Annotated in this window: 23 protein-coding genes and 1 pseudogene; 11 read left to right on the plus strand and 13 right to left on the minus strand. The window is 63.2% G+C overall.

What is annotated here, in order from left to right; all coding sequences use genetic code 11:
• Nucleotides 1-153: 153 nt before the first annotated feature.
• From NKI29_RS03855 to NKI29_RS03865, 3 genes are all read right to left on the minus strand, one after another.
• Nucleotides 154-1155, minus strand: a complete 1002-nt coding sequence (locus NKI29_RS03855) for an LLM class flavin-dependent oxidoreductase (protein WP_352568533.1) — start codon at nucleotides 1153-1155, stop codon at nucleotides 154-156.
• Nucleotides 1156-1311: 156 nt separating this feature from the next.
• Nucleotides 1312-2472, minus strand: a complete 1161-nt coding sequence (locus NKI29_RS03860; protein ID WP_352568532.1) for an AI-2E family transporter — start codon at nucleotides 2470-2472, stop codon at nucleotides 1312-1314.
• A gap of 133 nt (nucleotides 2473-2605) precedes the next feature.
• The gene (locus NKI29_RS03865; protein WP_352568531.1) at nucleotides 2606-3667 is read right to left on the minus strand and encodes an LLM class flavin-dependent oxidoreductase; all 1062 of its coding nucleotides are present in this window, start codon (nucleotides 3665-3667) and stop codon (nucleotides 2606-2608) included.
• Nucleotides 3668-3896: 229 nt separating this feature from the next.
• On the opposite strand from NKI29_RS03865, the gene NKI29_RS03870 reads away from it, so the two are divergent.
• Nucleotides 3897-4325, plus strand: coding sequence for a DUF6481 family protein (locus NKI29_RS03870; protein WP_023676956.1), 429 nt, complete (start codon nucleotides 3897-3899; stop codon nucleotides 4323-4325).
• Nucleotides 4326-4407: 82 nt separating this feature from the next.
• Here NKI29_RS03870 and sugE read toward each other — a convergent pair.
• Together sugE and NKI29_RS03880 are read right to left on the minus strand one after the other, a co-directional pair.
• A pseudogene (gene sugE, locus NKI29_RS03875) lies at nucleotides 4408-4720 on the minus strand (quaternary ammonium compound efflux SMR transporter SugE).
• A 154-nt stretch (nucleotides 4721-4874) separates the two neighbouring features.
• Entirely contained in the window at nucleotides 4875-5000 is a 126-nt protein-coding gene (locus NKI29_RS03880) for a hypothetical protein (protein WP_013528464.1), read from the minus strand.
• Nucleotides 5001-5215: 215 nt separating this feature from the next.
• Here NKI29_RS03880 and NKI29_RS03885 point away from each other — a divergent pair, with 215 nt between their 5' ends.
• The 3 genes from NKI29_RS03885 (at nucleotide 5216) to NKI29_RS03895 (ending at nucleotide 7582) form a co-directional block, all read left to right on the plus strand.
• A complete protein-coding gene (locus NKI29_RS03885) occupies nucleotides 5216-6025 on the plus strand; it encodes a transglutaminase-like domain-containing protein (protein ID WP_352568530.1) in 810 nt (269 codons plus the stop codon).
• Nucleotides 6026-6147: 122 nt separating this feature from the next.
• Complete coding sequence (locus NKI29_RS03890; protein ID WP_352568529.1) at nucleotides 6148-7110, plus strand: cation diffusion facilitator family transporter; 963 nt, start codon at nucleotides 6148-6150, stop codon at nucleotides 7108-7110.
• A 67-nt stretch (nucleotides 7111-7177) separates the two neighbouring features.
• Entirely contained in the window at nucleotides 7178-7582 is a 405-nt protein-coding gene (locus NKI29_RS03895; RefSeq protein ID WP_023676952.1) for a GFA family protein, read from the plus strand.
• A 39-nt stretch (nucleotides 7583-7621) separates the two neighbouring features.
• Here NKI29_RS03895 and NKI29_RS03900 read toward each other — a convergent pair whose 3' ends face one another.
• Nucleotides 7622-8884 (minus strand): DNA recombination protein RmuC, encoded by a 1263-nt coding sequence (locus NKI29_RS03900; RefSeq protein ID WP_352568528.1) that lies wholly within the window; start codon nucleotides 8882-8884, stop codon nucleotides 7622-7624.
• A gap of 103 nt (nucleotides 8885-8987) precedes the next feature.
• On the opposite strand from NKI29_RS03900, the gene def reads away from it, so the two are divergent.
• From def to truA, 4 genes are read left to right on the plus strand one after another with little or no spacing between them, the layout of a single operon-like run.
• Nucleotides 8988-9518 carry a peptide deformylase gene (gene def / locus NKI29_RS03905; protein ID WP_023676950.1) on the plus strand — a complete coding sequence of 177 codons (531 nt, stop codon included), beginning with the start codon at nucleotides 8988-8990 and terminating at the stop codon, nucleotides 9516-9518.
• 17 nt (nucleotides 9519-9535) lie between these two features.
• The gene (fmt, locus tag NKI29_RS03910) at nucleotides 9536-10465 is read left to right on the plus strand and encodes a methionyl-tRNA formyltransferase (RefSeq protein WP_352568573.1); all 930 of its coding nucleotides are present in this window, start codon (nucleotides 9536-9538) and stop codon (nucleotides 10463-10465) included.
• A complete protein-coding gene (locus tag NKI29_RS03915) occupies nucleotides 10462-10971 on the plus strand; it encodes a GNAT family N-acetyltransferase (protein ID WP_352568527.1) in 510 nt (169 codons plus the stop codon). Before fmt ends, NKI29_RS03915 begins: the two co-directional genes overlap by 4 nt.
• 18 nt (nucleotides 10972-10989) lie before the next feature.
• The gene (gene truA, locus NKI29_RS03920) at nucleotides 10990-11745 is read left to right on the plus strand and encodes a tRNA pseudouridine(38-40) synthase TruA (RefSeq protein WP_352568526.1); all 756 of its coding nucleotides are present in this window, start codon (nucleotides 10990-10992) and stop codon (nucleotides 11743-11745) included.
• Here the strand turns inward: truA and NKI29_RS03925 are convergent.
• Complete coding sequence (locus NKI29_RS03925; RefSeq protein WP_023677470.1) at nucleotides 11727-12335, minus strand: hypothetical protein; 609 nt, start codon at nucleotides 12333-12335, stop codon at nucleotides 11727-11729. The two genes, truA and NKI29_RS03925, sit on opposite strands and share 19 nt — an antisense overlap.
• Before the next feature lie 2 nt (nucleotides 12336-12337).
• Nucleotides 12338-13537: a succinyl-diaminopimelate desuccinylase gene (gene dapE, locus NKI29_RS03930; protein ID WP_352568525.1), complete on the minus strand. Its 1200-nt coding sequence runs from the start codon at nucleotides 13535-13537 to the stop codon at nucleotides 12338-12340.
• A gap of 129 nt (nucleotides 13538-13666) precedes the next feature.
• Here dapE and NKI29_RS03935 point away from each other — a divergent pair, with 129 nt between their 5' ends.
• Complete coding sequence (locus tag NKI29_RS03935) at nucleotides 13667-14698, plus strand: 2-dehydropantoate 2-reductase (protein ID WP_352568524.1); 1032 nt, start codon at nucleotides 13667-13669, stop codon at nucleotides 14696-14698.
• Here the strand turns inward: NKI29_RS03935 and NKI29_RS03940 are convergent.
• From NKI29_RS03940 to dapD, 4 genes are all read right to left on the minus strand, one after another.
• On the minus strand, nucleotides 14688-15788 hold the full coding sequence (locus NKI29_RS03940) for a GGDEF domain-containing protein (protein ID WP_023677471.1): 1101 nt from the start codon (nucleotides 15786-15788) through the stop codon (nucleotides 14688-14690). The genes NKI29_RS03935 and NKI29_RS03940 overlap by 11 nt on opposite strands.
• Before the next feature lie 335 nt (nucleotides 15789-16123).
• Complete coding sequence (locus NKI29_RS03945) at nucleotides 16124-16912, minus strand: hypothetical protein (protein WP_352568523.1); 789 nt, start codon at nucleotides 16910-16912, stop codon at nucleotides 16124-16126.
• A 21-nt stretch (nucleotides 16913-16933) separates the two neighbouring features.
• Entirely contained in the window at nucleotides 16934-17311 is a 378-nt protein-coding gene (locus tag NKI29_RS03950; RefSeq protein ID WP_023677473.1) for a DUF805 domain-containing protein, read from the minus strand.
• A 30-nt stretch (nucleotides 17312-17341) separates the two neighbouring features.
• The gene (dapD, locus tag NKI29_RS03955) at nucleotides 17342-18196 is read right to left on the minus strand and encodes a 2,3,4,5-tetrahydropyridine-2,6-dicarboxylate N-succinyltransferase (RefSeq protein ID WP_352620596.1); all 855 of its coding nucleotides are present in this window, start codon (nucleotides 18194-18196) and stop codon (nucleotides 17342-17344) included.
• A gap of 145 nt (nucleotides 18197-18341) precedes the next feature.
• Between dapD and NKI29_RS03960 the strand changes: the two genes are divergently transcribed.
• A complete protein-coding gene (locus NKI29_RS03960) occupies nucleotides 18342-19181 on the plus strand; it encodes an LOG family protein (RefSeq protein WP_352568521.1) in 840 nt (279 codons plus the stop codon).
• A gap of 34 nt (nucleotides 19182-19215) precedes the next feature.
• Here NKI29_RS03960 and NKI29_RS03965 read toward each other — a convergent pair whose 3' ends face one another.
• Nucleotides 19216-19923: a pyrimidine 5'-nucleotidase gene (locus NKI29_RS03965; protein WP_023677476.1), complete on the minus strand. Its 708-nt coding sequence runs from the start codon at nucleotides 19921-19923 to the stop codon at nucleotides 19216-19218.
• Between the two features lie 161 nt (nucleotides 19924-20084).
• On the opposite strand from NKI29_RS03965, the gene NKI29_RS03970 reads away from it, so the two are divergent.
• Nucleotides 20085-20846 (plus strand): GGDEF domain-containing protein, encoded by a 762-nt coding sequence (locus NKI29_RS03970; protein WP_352568520.1) that lies wholly within the window; start codon nucleotides 20085-20087, stop codon nucleotides 20844-20846.
• Nucleotides 20847-20855 lie beyond the last annotated feature (9 nt).

A 20855-nucleotide genomic window follows, 5' to 3' on the forward strand; every position in this document is an offset into this window, starting at 1 on the left:
ACGCCGCGTTTCCCGCTAACGGACGAGCATGACGGATCGAAAACCTCCGCCTAAAACGCGCGAAATGTTCGCTATGTCTTCGCACACCTGTTCGCGATGTTCCCTGCCTAAGGCCGGCCTTGCCCGCAACAGTGGCAAGTGGCGAACCAACTCTCAGGCAGCTTCCGACAGCGATTTGTGAGCGTCGGCCAGGATCTCGAACGAGCGCACCCGCGCCGCATGGTCGAAAATCTGCGCTGTGACCATCAGCTCGTCGGCCCCTGTGCGGCGCACAAACGCCTCGATGCCTTGCCTGACCGTTTCCGGGGAGCCGACGGCGGCGCAGGAAAGCGCCTGGCCGAGCATGGTCTTGGCCATTGGATCGAGGTCGCGCTCATATCCTTCGACCGGCGGCGGCAATCGGCCGGGCCGGCCGGTGCGCAGATTGACGAAGGCCTGCTGCAGCGAGGTGAACAACAGCCGCGCCTCGGCATCGGAAGGAGCGGCGAAGACGTTGAGGCCGAGCATCACATAAGGCTTGTCGAGCTGCTCCGAAGGCTGGAAACGCGAGCGGTAGATCTCCAGAGCATGGTCGAGCTCGGCCGGCGCAAAATGCGAAGCGAAGGCGTAGGGCAGGCCGAGCATGGCGGCAAGCTGCGCGCCGTAGAGGCTGGAACCGAGAATCCAGATCGGCACCTTTTCGCCTTCGCCGGGCACCGCGCGGATGCGTTGGCCGTCTTCGGCCGGCTGCAAGTAACCCATCAGCTCGACGACGTCCTGCGGGAAATTGTCGGCGCCAGCGTCGAGGTTACGGCGCAGCGCCCGTGCCGTGGCCATGTCGGTGCCGGGCGCCCGGCCGAGGCCGAGATCGATGCGGCCAGGATGCAGAGCGTTAAGCGTACCGAACTGCTCGGCGATGACCAGCGGCGAATGATTGGGCAGCATGATGCCGCCGGCGCCGACGCGTATCGTATTGGTGCCGCCGGCCACATGGGCAATGACCACCGAGGTGGCGGCGCTGGCGATGCCCGGCATATTGTGGTGCTCTGCCAGCCAATAGCGCCGGTAACCCAGCCGCTCGGCATGACGGGCGAGATCGAGCGAATTGGCGAGTGACTGTGAAGCGTTGCTGCCTTCGACGATCGGCGACAGGTCGAGAACGGAAAGAACGGTCATCGGCGCGGGTTTCCTGTGGGCCGAAGGGATGTAGGAAGCCGTTGCCGAGGCGGCAAATTCAAAATGTTGATGGAGCGCTGAGGGCACAACGGACGTGCGACCGATGCAAGGTCGTGATCTGCCCCATCGGGGGGACGCTTTTGACCCTTTAAGCCGCTACTTTTTCACCTCGGGAATCTCTTCGTCCTCGATCGCTGCCGTATGCTGCGCCGCCAGGAAATTGCCGACATGACTGAGGCCGTCGAAATGATCGCAGAACACCTTGATGACGACCAGCAGCGGCACCGCCAGCAGCGCGCCGACAAAACCCCACAGCCACGACCAGAAGGCGATGGCGATGAGGATCGCCACTGCGTTGATTTCGAGACGGCGGCCGACCACCGTCGGCGTCACGAACTGGCCTTCGACGACATCGCACATAAGGACGAAGGCCGGCGCCAGCAGCGCATAGGAAATCGTGTCGAAGCTTATCAGCGCGATGATCGTAACCAGCGTGATGGTGGTCAGCGCCCCGATATAGGGCAGGAAATTGAGCAGAGCCGCTGCCGCGCCCCAGACCTGCGCGTTGGGCACGCCGAGCGCCCACAGGCCGAGCCCGATGACCACGCCGAGACATGTATTGATGACCGTGACAGTAAGCAGATAATGCGAGATTTCACGTTCTACGTCGTAGACGACGCGCAGCGCCCGCTTCTTTTCGCTGAGACTGGGGAAGGACTGGACGATCTTTTCATAGAACATCGTGCCCGAGGCGAGCAGGAACAGCGACAGGACGAAGACGATGGTAACGCTGGCGCCGGCCGACAGCACATTGCCGGCGGCCTGCGAGAGAATACCGGATGGCGCCGTCGCCACCCTCTGAACGCCCGGCTCCTGGGATGTCTGTGTCAGGCCCTCGATCTGGCGCGAAATCTCCACGATCCGTTCGAACGGACGGCGCAGTTGTGCCAGACGTTCGGTAAGCTGCTGGCCGATCGTCGAGGTGTTGTTGATGAGGTCGATGACCGGGCCGCTGAGCAGAAATCCCGCGACGGCGACGAGGCAGAACGAAAGCAGCACCAACAGTGTCGCTGAAATGACATCGGGCATGCCATGCTTGCGCAGGAAGCGAACGATCGGCGTCAGCGTCAGCGCCAGCAGGAAAGCCAGAATGACCGGCATGAAGAAGGCGCGGGCGAAGTAAAGCGCGTAGATCGCCATGAGAATGAAGATGCCGACGAGCAGCGAACGCATCAGATGCGCATCCGCCCGCGCCTCGACGCGCGGATCCGGGCTTTCGGCAGCGCTTGCGCCCGAAGCGTCGGGTTCGGCTTTCATTCTGACCCTCGGCGGCACACCGCGATTGGTGCAGACCGTTGGCGAAAACGCCTCTGTCGCTTCAAGGTTCCGTTAGCCGGCGTCACCGGCAAGGCCGCCTCGCGGCCTTGGCAATGAATCAGGTGACTGGGAATCAGGCAACCGGCGCCGCCACGGCGGGAACGGCCTTAGCAGTTTCCCGGCGCACGATCGGCGCCACTTTGGTGCCGTAGAGTTCGATGGCCTTCATCACCTTGGCGTGCGGCATGGTGCCGATCGCCATTTGCAGCAGGAAGCGGTCGTTGCCGAATATCCTGTGCTGGGCAATGATCTTCTCGGCCACCTGTTCTGGATTGCCGACGAACAGCGCGCCGTTTGGGCCGCGCGATTGGTTGAAATGCGCCCGCGATGTCGGCCCCCAGCCGCGCTCGCGGCCGATGCGGTTCATCACCTCGGCCTGCGGCCCGTAAAAATCGTCGGCTGCCTGGTCCGTGGTGTCGGCAATGAAGCCGTGCACGTTGAGACTGGTGGCAAGGCTTGCCGGATCGTTGCCGGCGCGCCTGGCTGCATCCCTGTAGATGTCGAACAGCGGTGCGAACCGCGCCGGCTCGCCACCGATGATCGCCAGTGCCAGCGGCAACCCGAGCACGCCCGCGCGGGCGACGGATTGCGGTGTTCCACCGACGGCGATCCAGATCGGCAATTTGTCCTGCAAGGGCCGCGGATAGACGCCGCGGTCGTTGATCGGCGCGCGCAGACTGCCCGACCAGGTCACCTTGACATGATCGCGGATGGCGAGCAGCAGGTCGAGCTTCTCGGCGAAGAGCTCGTCATAATCTTCGAGATTGTAGCCGAACAGCGGAAAGGACTCGATGAACGAGCCGCGCCCGGCCATGATCTCGGCACGGCCGCCGGACAGAAGATCGAGGGTGGCAAACTGCTGGAAGACGCGCACCGGATCGTCGGACGACAGCACGGTGACAGCGCTGGTCAGCCTTATGCGCTTGGTCCGTTCGGCCGCCGCCGCCAGCGCCACCACCGGAGCCGAGGCAGCATAGTCGGGACGGTGGTGCTCGCCGAGACCAAAGACGTCCAGCCCGACCTGGTCGGCGAGCTCGATCTCCTCGATCAGGTTGCGCAACCGCTCATGCGCACCGATCGCACCGGGACCTGGTTCCGGGCTGACGTCGGCGAAGGTGTAGAGACCGAGTTGCATAGTGTGTCATCTCAGCGTTTTGTCTTGGCGCTACACGTAGCGATCAGTCCGCCGCCCCGCCAGATGCCTGGATGGTGAACAGTGCGGGTGCTTTCAGCCGAATTCAATCGAAATGGCGTCTCCCGGCTGCAACAGATCAGAATTTCATGGCTGGCATACCGTTTTGGCGCTTGAACTCTCGGTTTTCGCGCGTATGTAAGCCTCGCAAATTGACTTCAGGGAAGTGGACTTGGCTATCTATAGGGAAAAAGACGTTTTCGAGCGGCGCAATGCCGCAAACGAGGCAAAGAAGGCGCTTCTGGAGCGCTTCAAGGCAAAGCCGGCGCCAGATGATCCAGCGGTGCTGGCACGACAGGCCGAGCGCAAGGCGATCCTCGAGGCCCGCGCGATACGCGAGGCCGAAAAGGCCAGGCTGAAGCAGGAAAAGCTGGCGCGCGAAGCGGCCGAAAAGGCCGAGCGCGAGGCAGCTGCCGAAGCGGCACGCATCGCCGCGGAAGAAGCCGCACAGGCCGAAGCGAAGATCCGGGAAGCTGAAGAGAACGAGCGGATCGCCCGTTTTCTTGCCGACGAGGCCGAACGCAAGGCCAAGCGTGACGCACGCTATGCGGCGCGCAAGCAGCGCACCGGCAGGACGCCGCCCGGCTTCTCCGCGCGATAGCGCCTTCCGGCACTGATCAGCCGAATTCAAGAATCAGGGCCGCCTTGCAGCGGCCCCGAACGCGCTCGTCCGTCAGAATCGGCTAAGCCGCGAGCTTCAGTCCCATGATGCCGCAGACGATTAGCGCGATGCAGGCCAGCCTGATCGCCGTCGCTGGCTCGCCGAGCAGCCATATCCCAACAGCGCCGTGCCGACGGTGCCGATGCCGGTCCACACCGCGTAAGCGGTGCCGACCGGTAATGCCTTCAGCGCCAGGCCGAGCAAGGTCAGGCTGACGATCATCGAGGCTACCGTCAGGACGGTCGGCAGCGGCTTCGAGAATCCGTCGGTGTATTTGAGGCCGATCGCCCAGCCGATCTCGAACAGGCCGGCGAGGAACAGGAAATCCACGACATCGGAACGCTCCGTTTCGATGGCTTCCGGGCGATTTCTTGAAAAGCGCAAAAATTGCCTTCGCCGCATCCATAGGGGATGCGCGTGAGCTTAGTGAACAATCATACCGGCCGCGTTTGCGGCCGGTCGAAATAAGCCGAAACGGTAGCTGCGGCCCTACTTGTCCTTCAGCTTCATCGCCTTCACCGGCGGTGCCTTCAGGGCCGGCGCCGGAGCGGGTTTCTTCGCGTCCTTCTTCGGCTTGCGGGCTTCCTTGCCTGCCTTCATCGCACCCTTAGCCATGATTCGTTCCTCCAGTTGACGTCTGGCGAAGTGAAACAAGAGAAAACGCTCGACTGCAAGAGGCCGCTGCCGTGCAGTCGCCCTGGCCGATGGCTGTCAACCGGTTTCTAATTCCCTCGTAAACCGCAGCGGTCCGTGCCATGGTCTTCTTCGCACTGCAGCATCAGCCCTTGCGTTTCGCCGGCTGATGATCAGGCAGGCCGGTCAGGACGACAATGCGGATCCACATCGGTTGCCAGATGAGCTTCGACTTCCCGCAGGAAACACCGCTGATCGCGATGCTAAACGTCCATTATTCGCGCGCATCCGATCTTGAGCGGCCGGACTTCCTGACGTCGAACCCGCCGGTGCCGATCGAAAGCTACCGCGACAGTTTCGGCAATTGGTGCAACCGTTTCGTTGCGCCGGCCGGGCGCTTTGCGTTCGGCACGGACGCGGTGATCCGCGACGCCGGCTCCTTCGAGACGCGCGAGCTGACGGCGTGGCAGCACGAGGTGCGCGATCTGCCATCGGAGACGCTGCTGTTCCTGCTGCCCAGCCGTTATTGCGAGAGCGACGTGCTGTCGAATGAAGCGTGGCGGCTGTTCGGCAGCACCCCGCTCGGCATTCCGCGCGTCCAGGCGGTCTGCGACTTCGTCCATAACCACATCGTCTTCAACTATTTCAATGCACGGCCGACGCGCACCGCCGCCGAGGCCTATCGCGAGCAGAGTGGTGTATGCCGCGACTTTGCTCACCTCGCTGTTGCCTTCTGCCGCGCCCTGAACATTCCGACCCGCTACTGCACCGGCTATATCAGTGATATCGGCCTGCCAAAGCCGTGGTCGGACATGGATTTCGCCGCTTGGATGGAGGTCTATCTCGGCGGCCGCTGGCACGCGTTCGACCCGCGCAATAACGCGCCGCGCATCGGCCGCATCCTGATTGCCTCCGGACGCGATGCCGCCGATGTGCCGCTGACCCACATTTTTGGGCCGGGCGCGCTGGCTGGCTTCAAGGTCTGGACGGACGAGGTCGTCGAATAGCCCCGCGCCGCCCTTTTTAACAACTGACCTTGTGAACAACTGGGCACTTCGGGCGTTGTGAGAGCTGTGGAGCGTGGGCGGGCGCTCCGCCAATCTCGGTGCATCAACCAAGGCAGCACACCATGGCGGCGCATGGCGGGTCGAAAAAAGTGATCTATGCGGCGCTCGCCGGAAATCTTGCGATCGCACTGACCAAATTTGCCGCTGCCTTGTTCACGGGCAGCTCGGCAATGCTCTCGGAAGGCGTCCACTCGCTCGTCGATACCGGCAATGGCAGCCTGCTGCTTTACGGCATGCACCGTGCCTCCCGGCCGGCCGACCGCACGCATCCGCTCGGCCATGGCCGCGAGCTGTACTTCTGGAGCTTCATCGTCGCGCTCCTCGTCTTTGCACTGGGTGCCGGCATATCGTTCTACGAAGGCGTGACGCACATCATGGCGCCGGAGCCGATCGCCAACGCCAAGGTGAACTACGCTGTCCTTGGCCTTTCCTTTCTCTTCGAAGGCACCTCTTGGCTGGTGGCGCTGAAGGAATTCCGCCACCAAAAAGGCAGCCACGGCTGGCTTGAGGCGGTGCAGCTCAGCAAGGATCCGAGTGTCTACACCGTACTCTTCGAGGACAGCGCGGCACTTCTCGGCCTCGTTGTCGCCTTCGCCGGGATATCGGCGGCGGAACTGCTGGACATGCCGAAGCTCGACGGCGCCGCGTCGATCGGCATCGCGCTCATCCTGGGCGGGACCGCGATCTTCCTGGCGCGCGAAAGCAAGAGCCTGCTGCTCGGCGAGCCGGCCTCGCCCGAGGTGCAAACAGAGGTGCTGGCCATCGTCCAGCAGGACCCGGCGGTGCAACGGGCAAATGGCGTGCTGACGCTGCATATGGGTCCGCAGGAGATCGTCGCCGCTTTGAGCATCGAGTTCGAGGATCATTTGTCGGCGCCGGAGATAGAGACCTGTGTCGAGCGCCTCGAGACGCGGCTGAAAGCGGAGATGCCGGAGGTGACGCGGCTGTTCGTCAAGCCGCAGACCACCGGCACCTGGGAACGCCGGAGCAAGGCCTTGGCGGCGTCCGGAGGGGAACCGGCCTGAGGAAAATGGCTGCGCCATCGGGCAGTCCCGGTTATGATTGCGGGCAAAAGCTCCAGGAGGAACGAAGATGAAAATCGACGGCGCGTGTCATTGTGGCGCTATCACTTACGAGGCCGAAGTCGATCCGGAAAAGACCACCATTTGTCACTGCATCGATTGTCAGAAGCTAACCGGAACGGCCTTTCGCGTCACCGTGCCGGCGTCCGAGGACAATTACAGGATCACCAAGGGCACGCCGAAGATCTACATCAAGACCGGTTCGAGCGGCGCCAAGCGCGCCCAGGCATTTTGCGGTGAGTGCGGCTCGCATCTCTACGCCACGTCGGCGGGCGAGGGACCGAAGGTTTACGGTATCAGGGTCGGCACGGCACGGCAGCGCGAGCAACTGGTGCCGAGAAAGCAGATCTGGCACCGCTCGGCGCTGCATTGGCTGCCGGAATTCGAAGGCACAACCATCATCGAGGAGCAGTAGCGCCAGACCCGGGCGAAGCCTCCGGTTCCGGCGTAGCTCTCAATCGTCGCCTTCGACGACCCTTAGCCTCAACTGCCCGGTTTTCGAATCGGCGACGCGCGGGCTGCTTTCCGCTTTTGCTCCGCTGCCATTCGAACCAGCGGTGTCCTCCGCCGGCTGCACGCCAAACTCCAGCGCCTCGATCTTTTGTCCGCGCCTGGTCACCTTCGATGTCGAGACCAGAATGTCGTCGATATCCTTGGCCGATTGGCCGAAATGCGTCTGCAATTTGCGCACCCGCTCGTCGAGCCGGGAGACGTCTTCCATCAGCCGGATAACCTCGCCCTGGATCAGGTGTGCCTGCTCGCGCATGCGGGCATCCTTGAGGATTGCCTGGATGACCTGGATCGACAGCATCAAAAGCGATGGCGAGACGATGACGATCCGCGATCGATGCGCCTTTTGGACAACGGCCTCGAAATTCTCATGGATTTCGGCGAACACCGATTCTGAGGGCACGAACATGAAGGCGGTGTCCTGCGTCTCGCCCTGGATCAGGTATTTTTCGGAAATATCCCGGACATGCACCTCGATGTCGCGGCGGAAAGCCTGTGCAGCGGACTTCTGCAGGTCGGCGCCTTCGGCGGCACGGATGGCATTCCACGCCTCGAGCGGAAACTTTGCGTCGATGGCAAGCGACGGTGCGCCGTTCGGCATCTTCACCAGGCAGTCGGGCCGGCTGCCATTCGACAAGGTCGCCTGGAATTCATAGGCGCCGTGCGGCAATCCGTCGGCGACGATGGCTTCCATGCGCGACTGGCCGAAGGCGCCGCGCGTCTGCTTGTTGGAAAGGATCGCCTGCAATTGCACGACCTGGCCGGCCAGCGACTGGATGTTGCCTTGCGCGATATCGATGACCGCCAGCCGTTCCTGCAGCTTGGCGAGGCTCTCATGCGTCGATCTCGTCTGCTCGGTCATGGTCTGGCCCAGGCGGCCGGTCATGGCATCGAGACGCTGGCCGATCGACTGTGTCAGTTCCGCCTGGCGCGCCCCGAACACTTCGGCGATGGCGCCCATGCGGCCCTGCATTTCCGCCTGGCTTGCCAAGATACCAGCCATCCGCACCTCGGCGTCGCGGGCGTGGTCGGCGGCTTCGGCGGCCGCCACTGCACGCGCCTTGGCCGATCGCCAGAGCGCAACGACGAGCGCCACGAACAGGCCGAGGAACAGCATTGCGCCGAAACCCAGGGCTTGGCCGAGCGTGATCGTGGTGGCGCCGAGGCGGGCGACAGGTTCGGACAGGATGGTGGCCAGATCGTTCATGTCGACAGCATAGATGATTCGGTCTGCCGGCACAGATCAAAACGTGAACGACCCGAAGGCGCCCCGGTTGACGCTTTTCCGGCGAGGTCTTAGGTGAGACGCCATGTCGATCAAGCCGCTTATCATCCTCCCCGATCCCGTCCTGCGCCAGGTTTCAAAACCGGTCGAGCGTGTCGACGGCGATCTGCGCAAACTGGCCGGCGACATGCTGGACACCATGTATGACGCGCCCGGTATCGGCCTCGCGGCGATCCAGGTTGGCGAACCCTTGCGCATGCTGGTGATCGACCTGGCCAAGGAGGACGAGACGCCGGCACCGCACGTCTTCATCAATCCCGAAATCCTCGAAAGCTCCGACCAGCGTTCGGTCTACGAGGAAGGCTGCCTGTCGATCCCGGATTACTATGCCGAGGTCGAGCGTCCGGCGGCGGTGCGGGTGAAGTTTCTCGACCGCGACGGCAAGCTGCAGGAGATCGAGGCCGAGGGGCTGATGGCGACCTGCCTGCAGCATGAAATCGACCACCTCAACGGCGTGCTGTTCATCGATCACATCTCCAAGCTGAAGCGCGACATGGTGGTCAAGAAATTCAAGAAGCTCGCCAGGGACAAGGCGCCGGGCAAGATGGTGGGGTAGGCGTCGACGAAATGCCCCTGCGTGTCATCTTCATGGGTACGCCTGAATTCTCCGTGCCGACGCTGCGGGCGATTGCCGGGGCCGGGCACGGGTTGACGGCCGTCTACACGCAGCCGCCGCGCGCCGGCGGCCGGCGCGGGCTCGAACTGACGCCGTCGCCGGTGCAGCGCGAGGCGGAGCGGCTTGGCATCGAGGTGCGGTCGCCGGTGTCGCTGAAGAGCGAGGCGGAGCAGGAGGCGTTCCGCGCCTTGCGCGCCGACGTCGCCGTGGTCGTCGCCTACGGATTGCTTCTACCCAAACCCATTCTCGAGGCGCCGCGGCTCGGTTGCCTCAACGGTCACGCATCGCTGTTGCCGCGCTGGCGCGGCGCTGCCCCTATCCAGCGCGCCATCATGGCCGGCGATACCGAAACGGGCATTATGGTGATGCGGATGGAGGAAGGCCTCGACACCGGGCCGGTGGCAATGGTTGAAAAATGTCCCATTGGACCCGACATGACGGCCGGCGATCTGCACGACCGGCTGATGGTCCTCGGTGCTGCGCTGATCGTGCAAGCGCTCGAACGGCTGGAGCGGAATACGCTGACATTTACCACACAGGCGGAGGTGGGGGTGACCTACGCCAAGAAAATCGATAAATCGGAGACTCGCATAGACTGGCTGCGACCTGCCGGCGACGTGCACAACCAGATTCGCGGCCTGTCGCCCTTTCCCGGTGCATGGTGCGAGGCCGAAATCGGCGGCCGCGTGGAACGGCTGAAACTGCTTCGCTCGACGCTCTCGCAAGGCGCCGGCGAACCGGGAGGAATTCTCGATGACCGTCTGACGGTCGCCTGCGGGTCAGGCGCGATCAGGCTGGTCGAAGTTCAACGTGCGGGCGCAAGGCCCATTGCCGCGCAGGAGTTTCTGCGCGGGGCCAAGCTCGAAAAAGGAATGAAATTGTCATGAGCATGATGTCCATACGCGCGGCGACGCCGCGGGACCGCGAGGCGATCCGCCTTGTCGAAGAACACGCGTTCGGCCAGCAGACGGAGGCCGGATTGGTCGACGCGCTGGTCACCGGCGGTGATGCCGTCGTCGAACTGGTGGCGGACGAAGACGGGCAAGTGGTCGGCCATATCCTGTTTTCACGGCTCTTCGTGCAGAATGGCGGCAAGAGTTTCCCGGCGGTGGCGCTGGCGCCTCTAGCGGTCGAGCCGTCGTTCCACGGCACCGGCATCGGCGGTGCCCTGGTACGCGAGGCTCATATCCGCCTGAAAGCTGCCGGCGAGACGCTCGCCGTGGTGCTCGGCGATCCGGCCTATTATGGGCGTTTCGGCTACAGCCGTGCCCGTGCCGCGAAATTCGACAGCGACTATCAGGGCGAAGCCCTGCAGGCGCTTGCCTGGGGCGAGGCGCCGGAGACCGGCAGGCTGGTCTACGCCTCGGCCTTCGGCTCAGCCCTTGCCGCCTGATTTCGCCTCGATCCGGGAATGCCGCGTTTTCGCCTCGACATCGAATATGACGGCAGTCTCTTCGCCGGCTGGCAGCGCCAGGCCAACCAGCCATCGGTGCAGCAGGCGATCGAGCAGGCGATCGAGAAGTTCTGTGGTCAGCAGGTTTCGCTGCGCGCCGCCGGCCGCACCGATGCCGGCGTCCATGCGACCGCTCAGGTGGCGCATGTCGATCTGATCAAGGCATGGCCCGGCGACAAGGTGCGCGACGCAGTCAACGCGCATCTGCAAGCGGCCAAGGTGCGCATCGCCATCCTGAAGGCCGCCGTCGTGCCGGATGGCTTCGATGCGCGTTTCTCGGCGATCGGCCGCCATTACCTCTACCGCATCGTCAATCGCCGCGCGCCGGCGGCGCTCGACAAGGGCAAGATCTGGTGGGTACCGAAGCAGCTCGATGCCGGTGCCATGCACGAGGCGGCAAAGGTGCTGCTTGGCCGGCATGATTTCACCACCTTCCGCTCGACCCAGTGCCAAGCCACCAGCCCCGTCCGCACGCTCGACCGGCTGGATGTCAGCCGGGCGGGCGATTTCATTGAGGTCCGCGCTTCGGCGCGGTCATTCCTGCACAACCAGGTGCGCTCGATGGTCGGCTCGCTCAAACGTGTCGGCGAAGGCGGCTGGACTGTTGCCGACCTCAAGGCGGCGCTTGAGGCGCGCGACCGTGCCGCCTGCGGTCAGGTGGCGCCGCCCGACGGGCTGTTTCTCGTCGGCGTCGATTATCCGACGCCTGGCTGATCCGGAACGCTGATCCCGAGCAGCGCCTGCAGGCCGAACAGGACGATCAGCGACGCCACGAACATGCCGGCAAAAACGGCGCTGCCGGCGGCCGCACCCCTGCCGATCGCAACGTTGGTCATCCGCCAGGTCAAGACCATCGACAGCGCGAACAACAGCAGCGACACGAGTCCGGAGACTTCGTTGGCCGACGTCAGGAAAAGCCGGATCAACGCCGATGGCAGCATCATCCAGGCGATGATCGCCGAGGCCCAATTGCTGGCCACGACATAATGGACGAAACGGCCGCCGACGCCGACCCGCGGCGCCACCAGGGCGAGGCCTATGAGCGGCAGCACCCAGGCGCCGATATCGACGGTGGCCAGGCGGATCAACATGCTGAAACGGCCGACGAATGCGTTGGGATCGCCGATCTCGTTGGCAATACCGACCCAGCCGACGATCAGTGCCGGCGCCGCGACGACGATGGCAAAAAAGGAGTTCCAGAAACCGTCCGCCGAAAGGTCGAGCAGGCGAAATCCGTCGGCCTTGCCGAGCATCAGCCGCCAGGCACCGGCAAGCGAAGCGTAGGTTTCATCCGCTGAAAGCATCACTAGGATATGTCCTGCGCAAACCAGTCTTCAACGAAGCGCAGATAAATCTGCGTCAGCGTCTCGAGGTCGGCAATCGCCACGCGTTCGTCGACCATGTGCATGGTCTTGCCGACAAGGCCGAATTCGACCACCGGACAATAATCCTTGATGAAGCGGGCATCGGAGGTGCCGCCGGAGGTGGAGAGCGCCGGCTCTCTGCCGGTCACCGCCATGATCGAGCCGCCAAGCGTCTCGATCAACCTGTCGTCGCGTGTCAGGAAAACATGGCTCGGCCCGTCGCGCCAGACGATCTCGTAGTCGACCGGCGTCTTCTTGCCGGCGCGGTATTTCTTGCGTTTCGCCGCCCGGTCGAGGCGGTTGTGGATCTCGGCTTGGATCGTCTCGACGGTCCATGTGTCGTTGAAGCGAATATTGAAGGTAGCCGCCGCCTTCGCTGGGATGACGTTGGTGGCAGGGTTGCCAACATCGATGGAGGTGACCTCAAGATTGGTCGGCTGGAAATCCCTTGTTCCGTTGTCGAAGACGGGGTCAAGCAAGGCGTCGACCAGCGTCACCAGGCCGCGCACGGGATTGTCGGCTAGCTGCGGATAGGCGGCGTGTCCCTGGCGGCCGTTGACGACGACCGTGCCGGAGAGCGAGCCGCGCCGGCCGATCTTGATCATATCGCCGAGCGCGTCGGGATTGGTCGGCTCGCCGACGATCGCAGCATGCCATTTCTCACCCTTGACAGCCGCCCATTCGAGCAGTTTCGTCGTGCCGTTGATCGCCGGCCCTTCCTCGTCGCCGGTTATCAGCAGCGAGACCGAACCCTTCGGGCCGCCCTTCTGCGCAATATGTCGCCCTACCGCCGCGACGAAACAAGCAATGCCGCCCTTCATGTCGACGGCGCCGCGGCCGAACATCTCGCCATTGGCGATGTCGGCGGCAAAGGGCGGGTGCGTCCAGGCTGTTTCATCGCCCACCGGCACGACATCGGTATGGCCGGCAAACATCAGATGCGGGCCGTTGCCGGAACGCCGCGCGTAAAGGTTCTCTATGTCAGGTGTGCCGGATTCGGAAAACACCGGGCGCTCGACGGCAAAGCCGAGCGGCTTCAACATTTCTTCCAGCGCGCTCAGCGCACCGCCTTCGGCGGGCGTCACGGAAGCGCAGCGGATGAGAGCAGCCAGATTTCTGGTCGGATCGGTAGGCAGCGTCATGGGCAAAAGCGATAGTCGAAAGCGCAAGGCCTGTCACGGCCAGACATAAGGGCCAGCCATGCCGCCGACATTATGGTTTTCATGCCGTATAGTTGCGGCCAGGCCTCTCGACCAGGACAGGGCCATCGCATGATCACGCATGGCAGGACGATCGTAATCGCCGGTGCCGGCAGTATCGGATGCTACGCCGGCGGCTGCCTGATACTTGCCGGACGAAAGGTGGTTCTGCTGGCGCGGCCTCGCATCGAGAAGGCGCTGCAAAAAGGTGGATTGCGCATCACCGACCGTGATGGCCGCGACCGATCCGTCAAGCCGGAGGCATTGTCGGTCACCGCCGATCCGGCCGCGGCATTCCCCGGTGCCGATGTCATCCTGCTAACGGTCAAGAGCGGCGCGACGCAGGACATGGCCGGGCTTATTGCGGCCCATGCCCGACCGGATGCGGTGGTACTCAGTCTGCAGAACGGCGTCGACAATGCCGATAAGTTGCGAGCCCATCTCGCCGCCCGGCGGGTGCTCGCGGGCATGGTGCCGTTCAACGTGGTCCAATCGGCGGAGGGCGAATTGCCGCTTCGTCTGCACCGCGCCAGCGGCGGCAAGGTGATGATCGAACAGGGTCCGACAGGCCTTGACGAACTGCTTGACGTTGAGGGCTTTGCCGTTGCCACGCATGGTGACATCGAAGCGGTGCTATGGGGCAAGCTGCTGCTCAACCTCAACAACGCGCTGGTGGCGCTTTCCGGCCTGCCGCTGGCGGCAGAGCTTGCCGATCGCCGCTGGCGGCTGATCCTGGCCGGCCAGATCGACGAAGCATTGGCGGCAATGATGGCGACGGGCATCGAACCCGCTCGCATCGCCGGCCTGCGTCCCGCGCTGCTGCCGAAAGTGCTTCGCCTGCCCGACTGGCTGTTCAAGTTCTTGGCGCGGCGGATGCTTGCCATCGACCCTGCCGCGCGTTCGTCGATGTGGGATGACCTTCAGCGCCGCCGGCCGACGGAGATCGGCGAACTGCAAGGCGCGGTCCTGCGTTTGGCCGAAAAGGCCGGCACGCCGGCGCCGTTGCTGAAGCATGTTACGGCACTGGTGCGCGCGGCCGAGCAGAAGAGGCGCGGATCGCCCTGCCAGACGCCGGAAGCCGTTGTCGCGACCGTCAGATCGTAGCCCGCACAGGCGCCCAGTAACGGCCCTTGCCGGTGCGCTTGGCCTCGTAGAGCGCATGGTCGGAACAGGTGAGCAGGATTTCCGGATCGCCTCCGTCGGCGGGTGCGCATGCGCTGCCGACGCTCAAGCCGACATGGATGGCGGAGCCGACCCCGAGGTCGAAGGGGACCGAGACCTTTTCGATGGCCCGCTTTGCCAGGTAGGTGGCCTCGATCTCCGAGGTTGCGGGCAAAAGAATGACGAATTCGTCTCCGCCGATACGGAAGACCACGTCCCCCGGACGGAAGCCGCGCTTCAATCGTTCGGCCACCTTGCGCAGCAGCACGTCGCCGACGGCGTGGCCAAAACGGTCGTTGACCTGTTTGAAACCGTCGAGATCCATGCTGAGCACTGCAAACGGCTTGCCGCCATTGGCGGCCGGCGCCGCAAGGTCGCGGCACATGTCGCGCAATTTCTCCTGCAGGAAGATGCGGTTTGGCAGGCCGGTCAGCGCGTCCTTGATGGCCAGGTCGCGATTGTCCAGTTCGGCGCGGATCATGCGGGCATTGATTGCGTGGTTCTGAAGCAGCACGATGATGACGCCGGCCACATAGAACGGCGTTTGAATTCCGACGATCGGCATTCCGGGCGCCGCAGAAAACAATGCACCGACCACGTAAGGCAGGCTTACGGCCAACATGACGAATATGGCGAAGCGCGGGGTCGCCGCATTGCGTGACGACACCACGCCGACGACGCCTGCGACATTCAAGGCGGCAAGTACGGAAAGCGCCATATTCCCGCTGGCAACACAGCCATAGCAGCCGAGGCCGAAAACGACCGACCAGACGCCGCTGGCTGCCATCAGGCCCGCCAGCGGCCCTTTCGAGCCGCGCCTGCGGGCCTGCTCGCATTCCCGCATCAGCAGAACGCGGACGGTGAAAAGCATCAGGTCGGCGGCAATCCAGGCGTAGGGCCACCAATCCCCGGTGGCAAGAGCGGCGCTGACCGCAACCAACAGAACGCTGATGGTGCCGAACAGGACCGCGAATTTGCGCTCGAAGGTGGTGTCGAGAAGCCGGGCGCGGACAGCTTCCGGTTCCAATTTCATCGGCGAAGAGAACCAGGCAAACAGGCGAGCGGCGGCGCTCCACGTTTTGCGCGGCTCGTTGGTGGTCAGGGATAGGTCGCTTGCCAGTCGAGCGCTCCGTGCCGGTCGACACAGTCTTCGCCGGCATGCTGGGCCAGGGTGATTAACATTCGCTTAGAGCATCCGGCGCAAAACCGGGCTTTCGGAACTCCCCGTTCCGCCGCTCTGGAGCAATTCCAGGAAAAGTGTGAAGCGGTTTTCCGTCCGGAATTGCGTCAAAACAAAAAGATAGAGCGGTTCGGCGTTTCTGCGAAACGATGAACCGTTCTAGCGGATCTGCCGCCGGATGGCCGGTTTTAGCTTGCCGGCCCCGGTTGTCTGCGGACTGCAGGCCGACGCGGCGGACCCGGCTCGGGATAGGTCTTCGCCGCACGTGCCGGCTGCCCATGAGGGGTTTCGATCAGCGTGATCTTCTGCCAGATCTTTCGCGAGAGGCTCGAAGCCAGGTTCTCGATGTCGTTGACGCCGTCGATGACCACGGCGTCATTGACCGACTGCGCAAACAGCGCGGCGATCTTGCCGGTGATCGACAGCATCTCGGAGCAGTAGTCGAGATAGCGGGCAAGGTCGGCGGCGTTGGTGATGCGGGCTGGCGAATGCGCAGTCGGCTTGAAACTGGCTGAAAGCGTTGCCGGATCCTTGGTCAGCTGGTGCATGTCGATGACGTGGATCAGCGAACGCAGCCCGTGGAGCTGGCGAAACACCCGCTTGCGCTTGATCCGCTCCTCGGAGCGAATCAGGGCCAGAAAGCCCAGCACCGCGAGGATGATCATGTTGAGGGAGGCTTCGATGCCTTGCATCGACTGGAAGGCATCGTGGTTTCCCGAGATGCGGCCGAGCGGCAGGATTGTGCCGACGAACAGGAACATCAGCGCTCCGACGACGAAGGCGGCGATGATGAGGCCGCGCAGCCACCAGATCGGCGCCTCCAGCGCCTTGGCTGCCTTTGCCAGATCGCGCGACAGCGACACGAGCTCGGCGGCGACGCCGCGCAAGCCGGCATCGGGAAAACGCTCGGCGACGCGCTCTTCCAGCCGTTCGGCGGTTTCGAGGATCAGTTTCGAATCAAGCGAGCGGTAGCGCATGACGAAATATCCGATCGGCGCTCAGGGTTCGGCCGGTGCGTTGGTGCGCTTGCCGTAGCGGTTGGGTCCCGGCTGCCCGGGAAATAGGCAAAGCACGAGGAAAGCGATAATCGAGACAACCGGCACGAACAGCACCAGCGCCGCAACGCCCGGCTTGTCGAGGTCGTGCAACCGCTTCACCGCCAGCACCACGTTCGACCAAAGCGAGGCAATGAAGGCGATGAAGAAAATGAACGACCACATGTTGCTCTCGGTAGTGCCTTCCGGAACCAGCGTGAAACGGTAGAGTGGGAGGGCCTGTATGATGGCCACCAGCAGTCCTCCCAGAAAATAGGCCGCGCGGCTGACGCGGCCCGAAGTTCTGAAGAAAAGCCAGATGAGGTCTGATCTGTCAGGCAAGCGAATTCCGTCCGTATTCGTTGAGAAAGATCAATCGCGCAGCAATTCGTTGATCGATGTCTTGGAACGGGTTCTGGCGTCGACCCGCTTGACGATGACGGCGCAGTAGAGGCTGGGGCCGGGCTCGTTGTTTGGAAAAGGCTTGCCCGGCAGCGAGCCGGCGACGACGACGGAATTAGGCGGCACCTCGCCGTAGAAGATCTCGCCGGTGGCGCGGTCGACGATCTTGGTCGACTGGCCGATGAAGACGCCCATGCCGAGCACCGAGCCTTCGCGCACGATGCAGCCTTCGACCACTTCGGAACGGGCGCCGATGAAGCAATTGTCCTCGATGATGGTTGGGCCGGCCTGCATCGGCTCCAGCACACCGCCGATGCCGACGCCGCCCGACAGATGCACATTCTTGCCGATCTGGGCACAGGAGCCGACCGAAGCCCAGGTGTCGACCATGGTGCCGCTGTCGACATAGGCGCCGATATTGACGAAGGACGGCATCAGCACGGCGCCGGGCGCGACATAGGCGGAGCGGCGCACGATCGACGACGGCACGGCGCGGAAGCCCGCCTTCTCAAAATCGACGGCGCTCCAGCCGTCGAACTTCGAAGGCACCTTGTCCCACCATACCGCCTGACCGGGACCGCCCTTTATGATCTCCATCGGGGTGAGCCGGAACGACAGCAGCACCGCTTTCTTCAGCCACTGGTTGACGTGCCATTTGCCGTCGGCCTGCCGCTCGGCGACGCGGGCGACGCCCCGGTCGAGCAGGTCGAGCGCCGATTGGATGGCCTCGCGCGTCTCGCCGCGGGTTGCGGTCGAAATCGTGTCGCGTTCCTCGAAGGCGTTCTCGATAATCTCCTCGAGGCTCGCGAGATCGGGCTTCGACATGAATTCGCTCCATTACCAAGCTGTTAAGGGCCGGCGCCTTAACCTGTTTGAAAGTCGCGCGGACCCTATGTGAAGGCTTGGGGAGGGTCAATCGCGGCAGCGTCACGGGACGGCGCAGGTGAATGATTGGACGGGTAAAGCAAATATGACTCCCATGGAAAAGACGGGATGGACGCCGCTGCCGCATTCGGACGAGGATCTGGAGCGGTCGAGAAGCGTGCCGGACACGCCGCAAACGCGCGCGGAGACATACCGGCTGGCCTGGAACGATCCCGATTTCATGACGCGGCGCGAGTTGCGCGCGGTCAGGCTGCAGCTCGAACTGCTGAAACCGGAGATGATCCTGGCCGAGCGCGGCATCCAATCGACCGTCATCCTGTTCGGCGGCGCCCGCATTCCCGAGCCCGGCGGCGAAGCCTGGGCGGCCAAGAACGAGACGCAGAAGAAGAACCTCGAGCAAAACAGCAAATATTACGAGGAGGCGCGCAAATTCGCCCGCCTCTGCTCGCAGCAATCGGCCACCTCGTACTTTCGCGAATTCGTCGTGGTGACCGGCGGCGGGCCGGGCGTCATGGAGGCCGGCAATCGTGGCGCCGACGATGTTGGCGCGCCGTCGATCGGTCTCAACATCGTGCTGCCGCACGAGCAGGCGCCAAACGCCTACGTGACGCCGGAACTCTGCTTCAACTTCCACTATTTCGCGGTCCGCAAGATGCATTTCGTCATGCGTGCCAAGGCCGTTGCGGTATTTCCAGGCGGCTTCGGCACGATGGACGAGTTCTTCGAAACGCTGACCCTGATCCAGACCGGCCGCATGGAACGCGTGCCGGTCATCCTGTTCGGCAAGGCTTTCTGGGCAAGGGCGATCGACCTCGATTTCCTCGCCGAGCAAGGCACGATCACGCCCGGCGACCAGGATATCATCGATTTCGTCGACACTGCCGACGAGGCCTGGGGGATCGTCAGCCGCTTCTATAAACTTTGACATGCAAGCAAGGACTTGAAGCGCGCCGGCTGCCTCAAGCAGGGACTTCCACGATCGCCGTGAGAAAGCCGGCGAGGTCGTCGGTGACGAAGTCCACATCGTCCTCGTTGGCCGGGTCGCGTTCCCAGATTTCCGAGAAGGTCGGCTCGAAATTGCGCGGCACCACCAACACTGTGGTCATGCCCAGCGATTTCGGCACCGACAGGTTGCGGGCAAGATCTTCGAACATCACCGCATTTTGCCCGGTAACGGCGTGGAGTTCGGCAAATTTCTCATAGGATTGCCGCGCCGGCTTGGGGTTCAGTCCGGCTGCGACGATATCGAAAATATCATCGAAATGCTCGAGAATGCCCAACTGCCGCGCGGTGCGTTCGGCATGCCGGCGATCGCCATTGGTGAAGATGAATTTACGGCCGGGAAGCTGGCGAATGGCGGTGCCTAGGACGGGATCTGGAACCAGCCAGGAATAATCGATGTCGTGGACCTTCTCGAGAAAATCGTCGGGGTCGATGCCGTGGCGCGTCATCAATCCGTTCAGCGTCGTGCCATATTCGCGGTAGAGCTCCTTTTGCAGCTTGCGTGCTTCCTCGCGCGGCAGCGTCAGCAATTCTCCGACGTAGGCGGTCATCTTCACATCGATCTGCGAGAACAGATTCGAATGATGCGGATAAAGCGTGTTGTCGAGATCGAACACCCAGTCGGTGACATGGGCAAAGCGGGCGGGGTCGGGAAGTGTGGTCATACGTCCTTATGGCACGAAACGATCTTTCTAACAGGAGGTTTATCCACAACCTATGCGCGCCCTGGATGGTAAAAATGGTGCCATGATTAAAATCTTAAGCATCGCCGAAAGGTGACATTCAGCGCTTTGTTGGAACCAAGACGGACCAGTGGGAGCAAGCGATGAATCGCATATTTCTAAAGTCTGCCGCCATCGCTTTCGCCTCCGTCGCGGTCTCGCTTTTGCTGACGCTGATCGTCGTGCCGGCAATGGGGTTTCCGATCAATCGCACCATCTGGCTGACATCCACCGTGTGCCCGCTCGCGCTTGCCTGGAGCGTCGGCGCCTATACGTTCTGGCAGGGCGAAAGGTTGCAGACCGCGCATCGCGAGCTCGCCCGCGCCCATGCCCAACTCGCCGCCGCGCACAGGCGTTTGGCGGAAAAGGCGAGCCGCGACGACATGACCGGCATGCTCAACCGCGAAAGTTTCTTTGCCGCTCTCGACGGCTCCCGGCGCAAATCCGATCGCGGGGCATTGCTGATCGTCGATGCCGACCATTTCAAGACCATCAACGACAGCTACGGCCATCTGATCGGCGACGATGCGCTGCTCCTGATCGCAAACGCGATAGAGCGTGGCGTGCGCAGCGGCGACGTGCTTGGCCGCATCGGCGGCGAGGAATTCTGCGCCCTTCTGATTGGTGCCACCGAACACGAGGCCAGGCGCGTCGCCGAGCGCATCCGGCGTGAAGTCGAGCGTATCCGTTTCCGGCCCGTCGACGAACGAACGGTTCCGCTGACAGTCAGTATTGGCGGCATCACCTGCGGCAGAGACGCCGCAGTGTCGGAGCTAATGCGCGCCGCCGACCAGCGGCTCTACGAGGCCAAGCATCGCGGCCGCAATCTGTCGATCATCGACCGCGATATTTCCGAAGCCGCCTGAGCTCGGCCC

Origin of the sequence: Mesorhizobium sp. M0678 (assembly GCF_040320505.1) — a bacterium.
GTDB lineage: Bacteria > Pseudomonadota > Alphaproteobacteria > Rhizobiales > Rhizobiaceae > Mesorhizobium.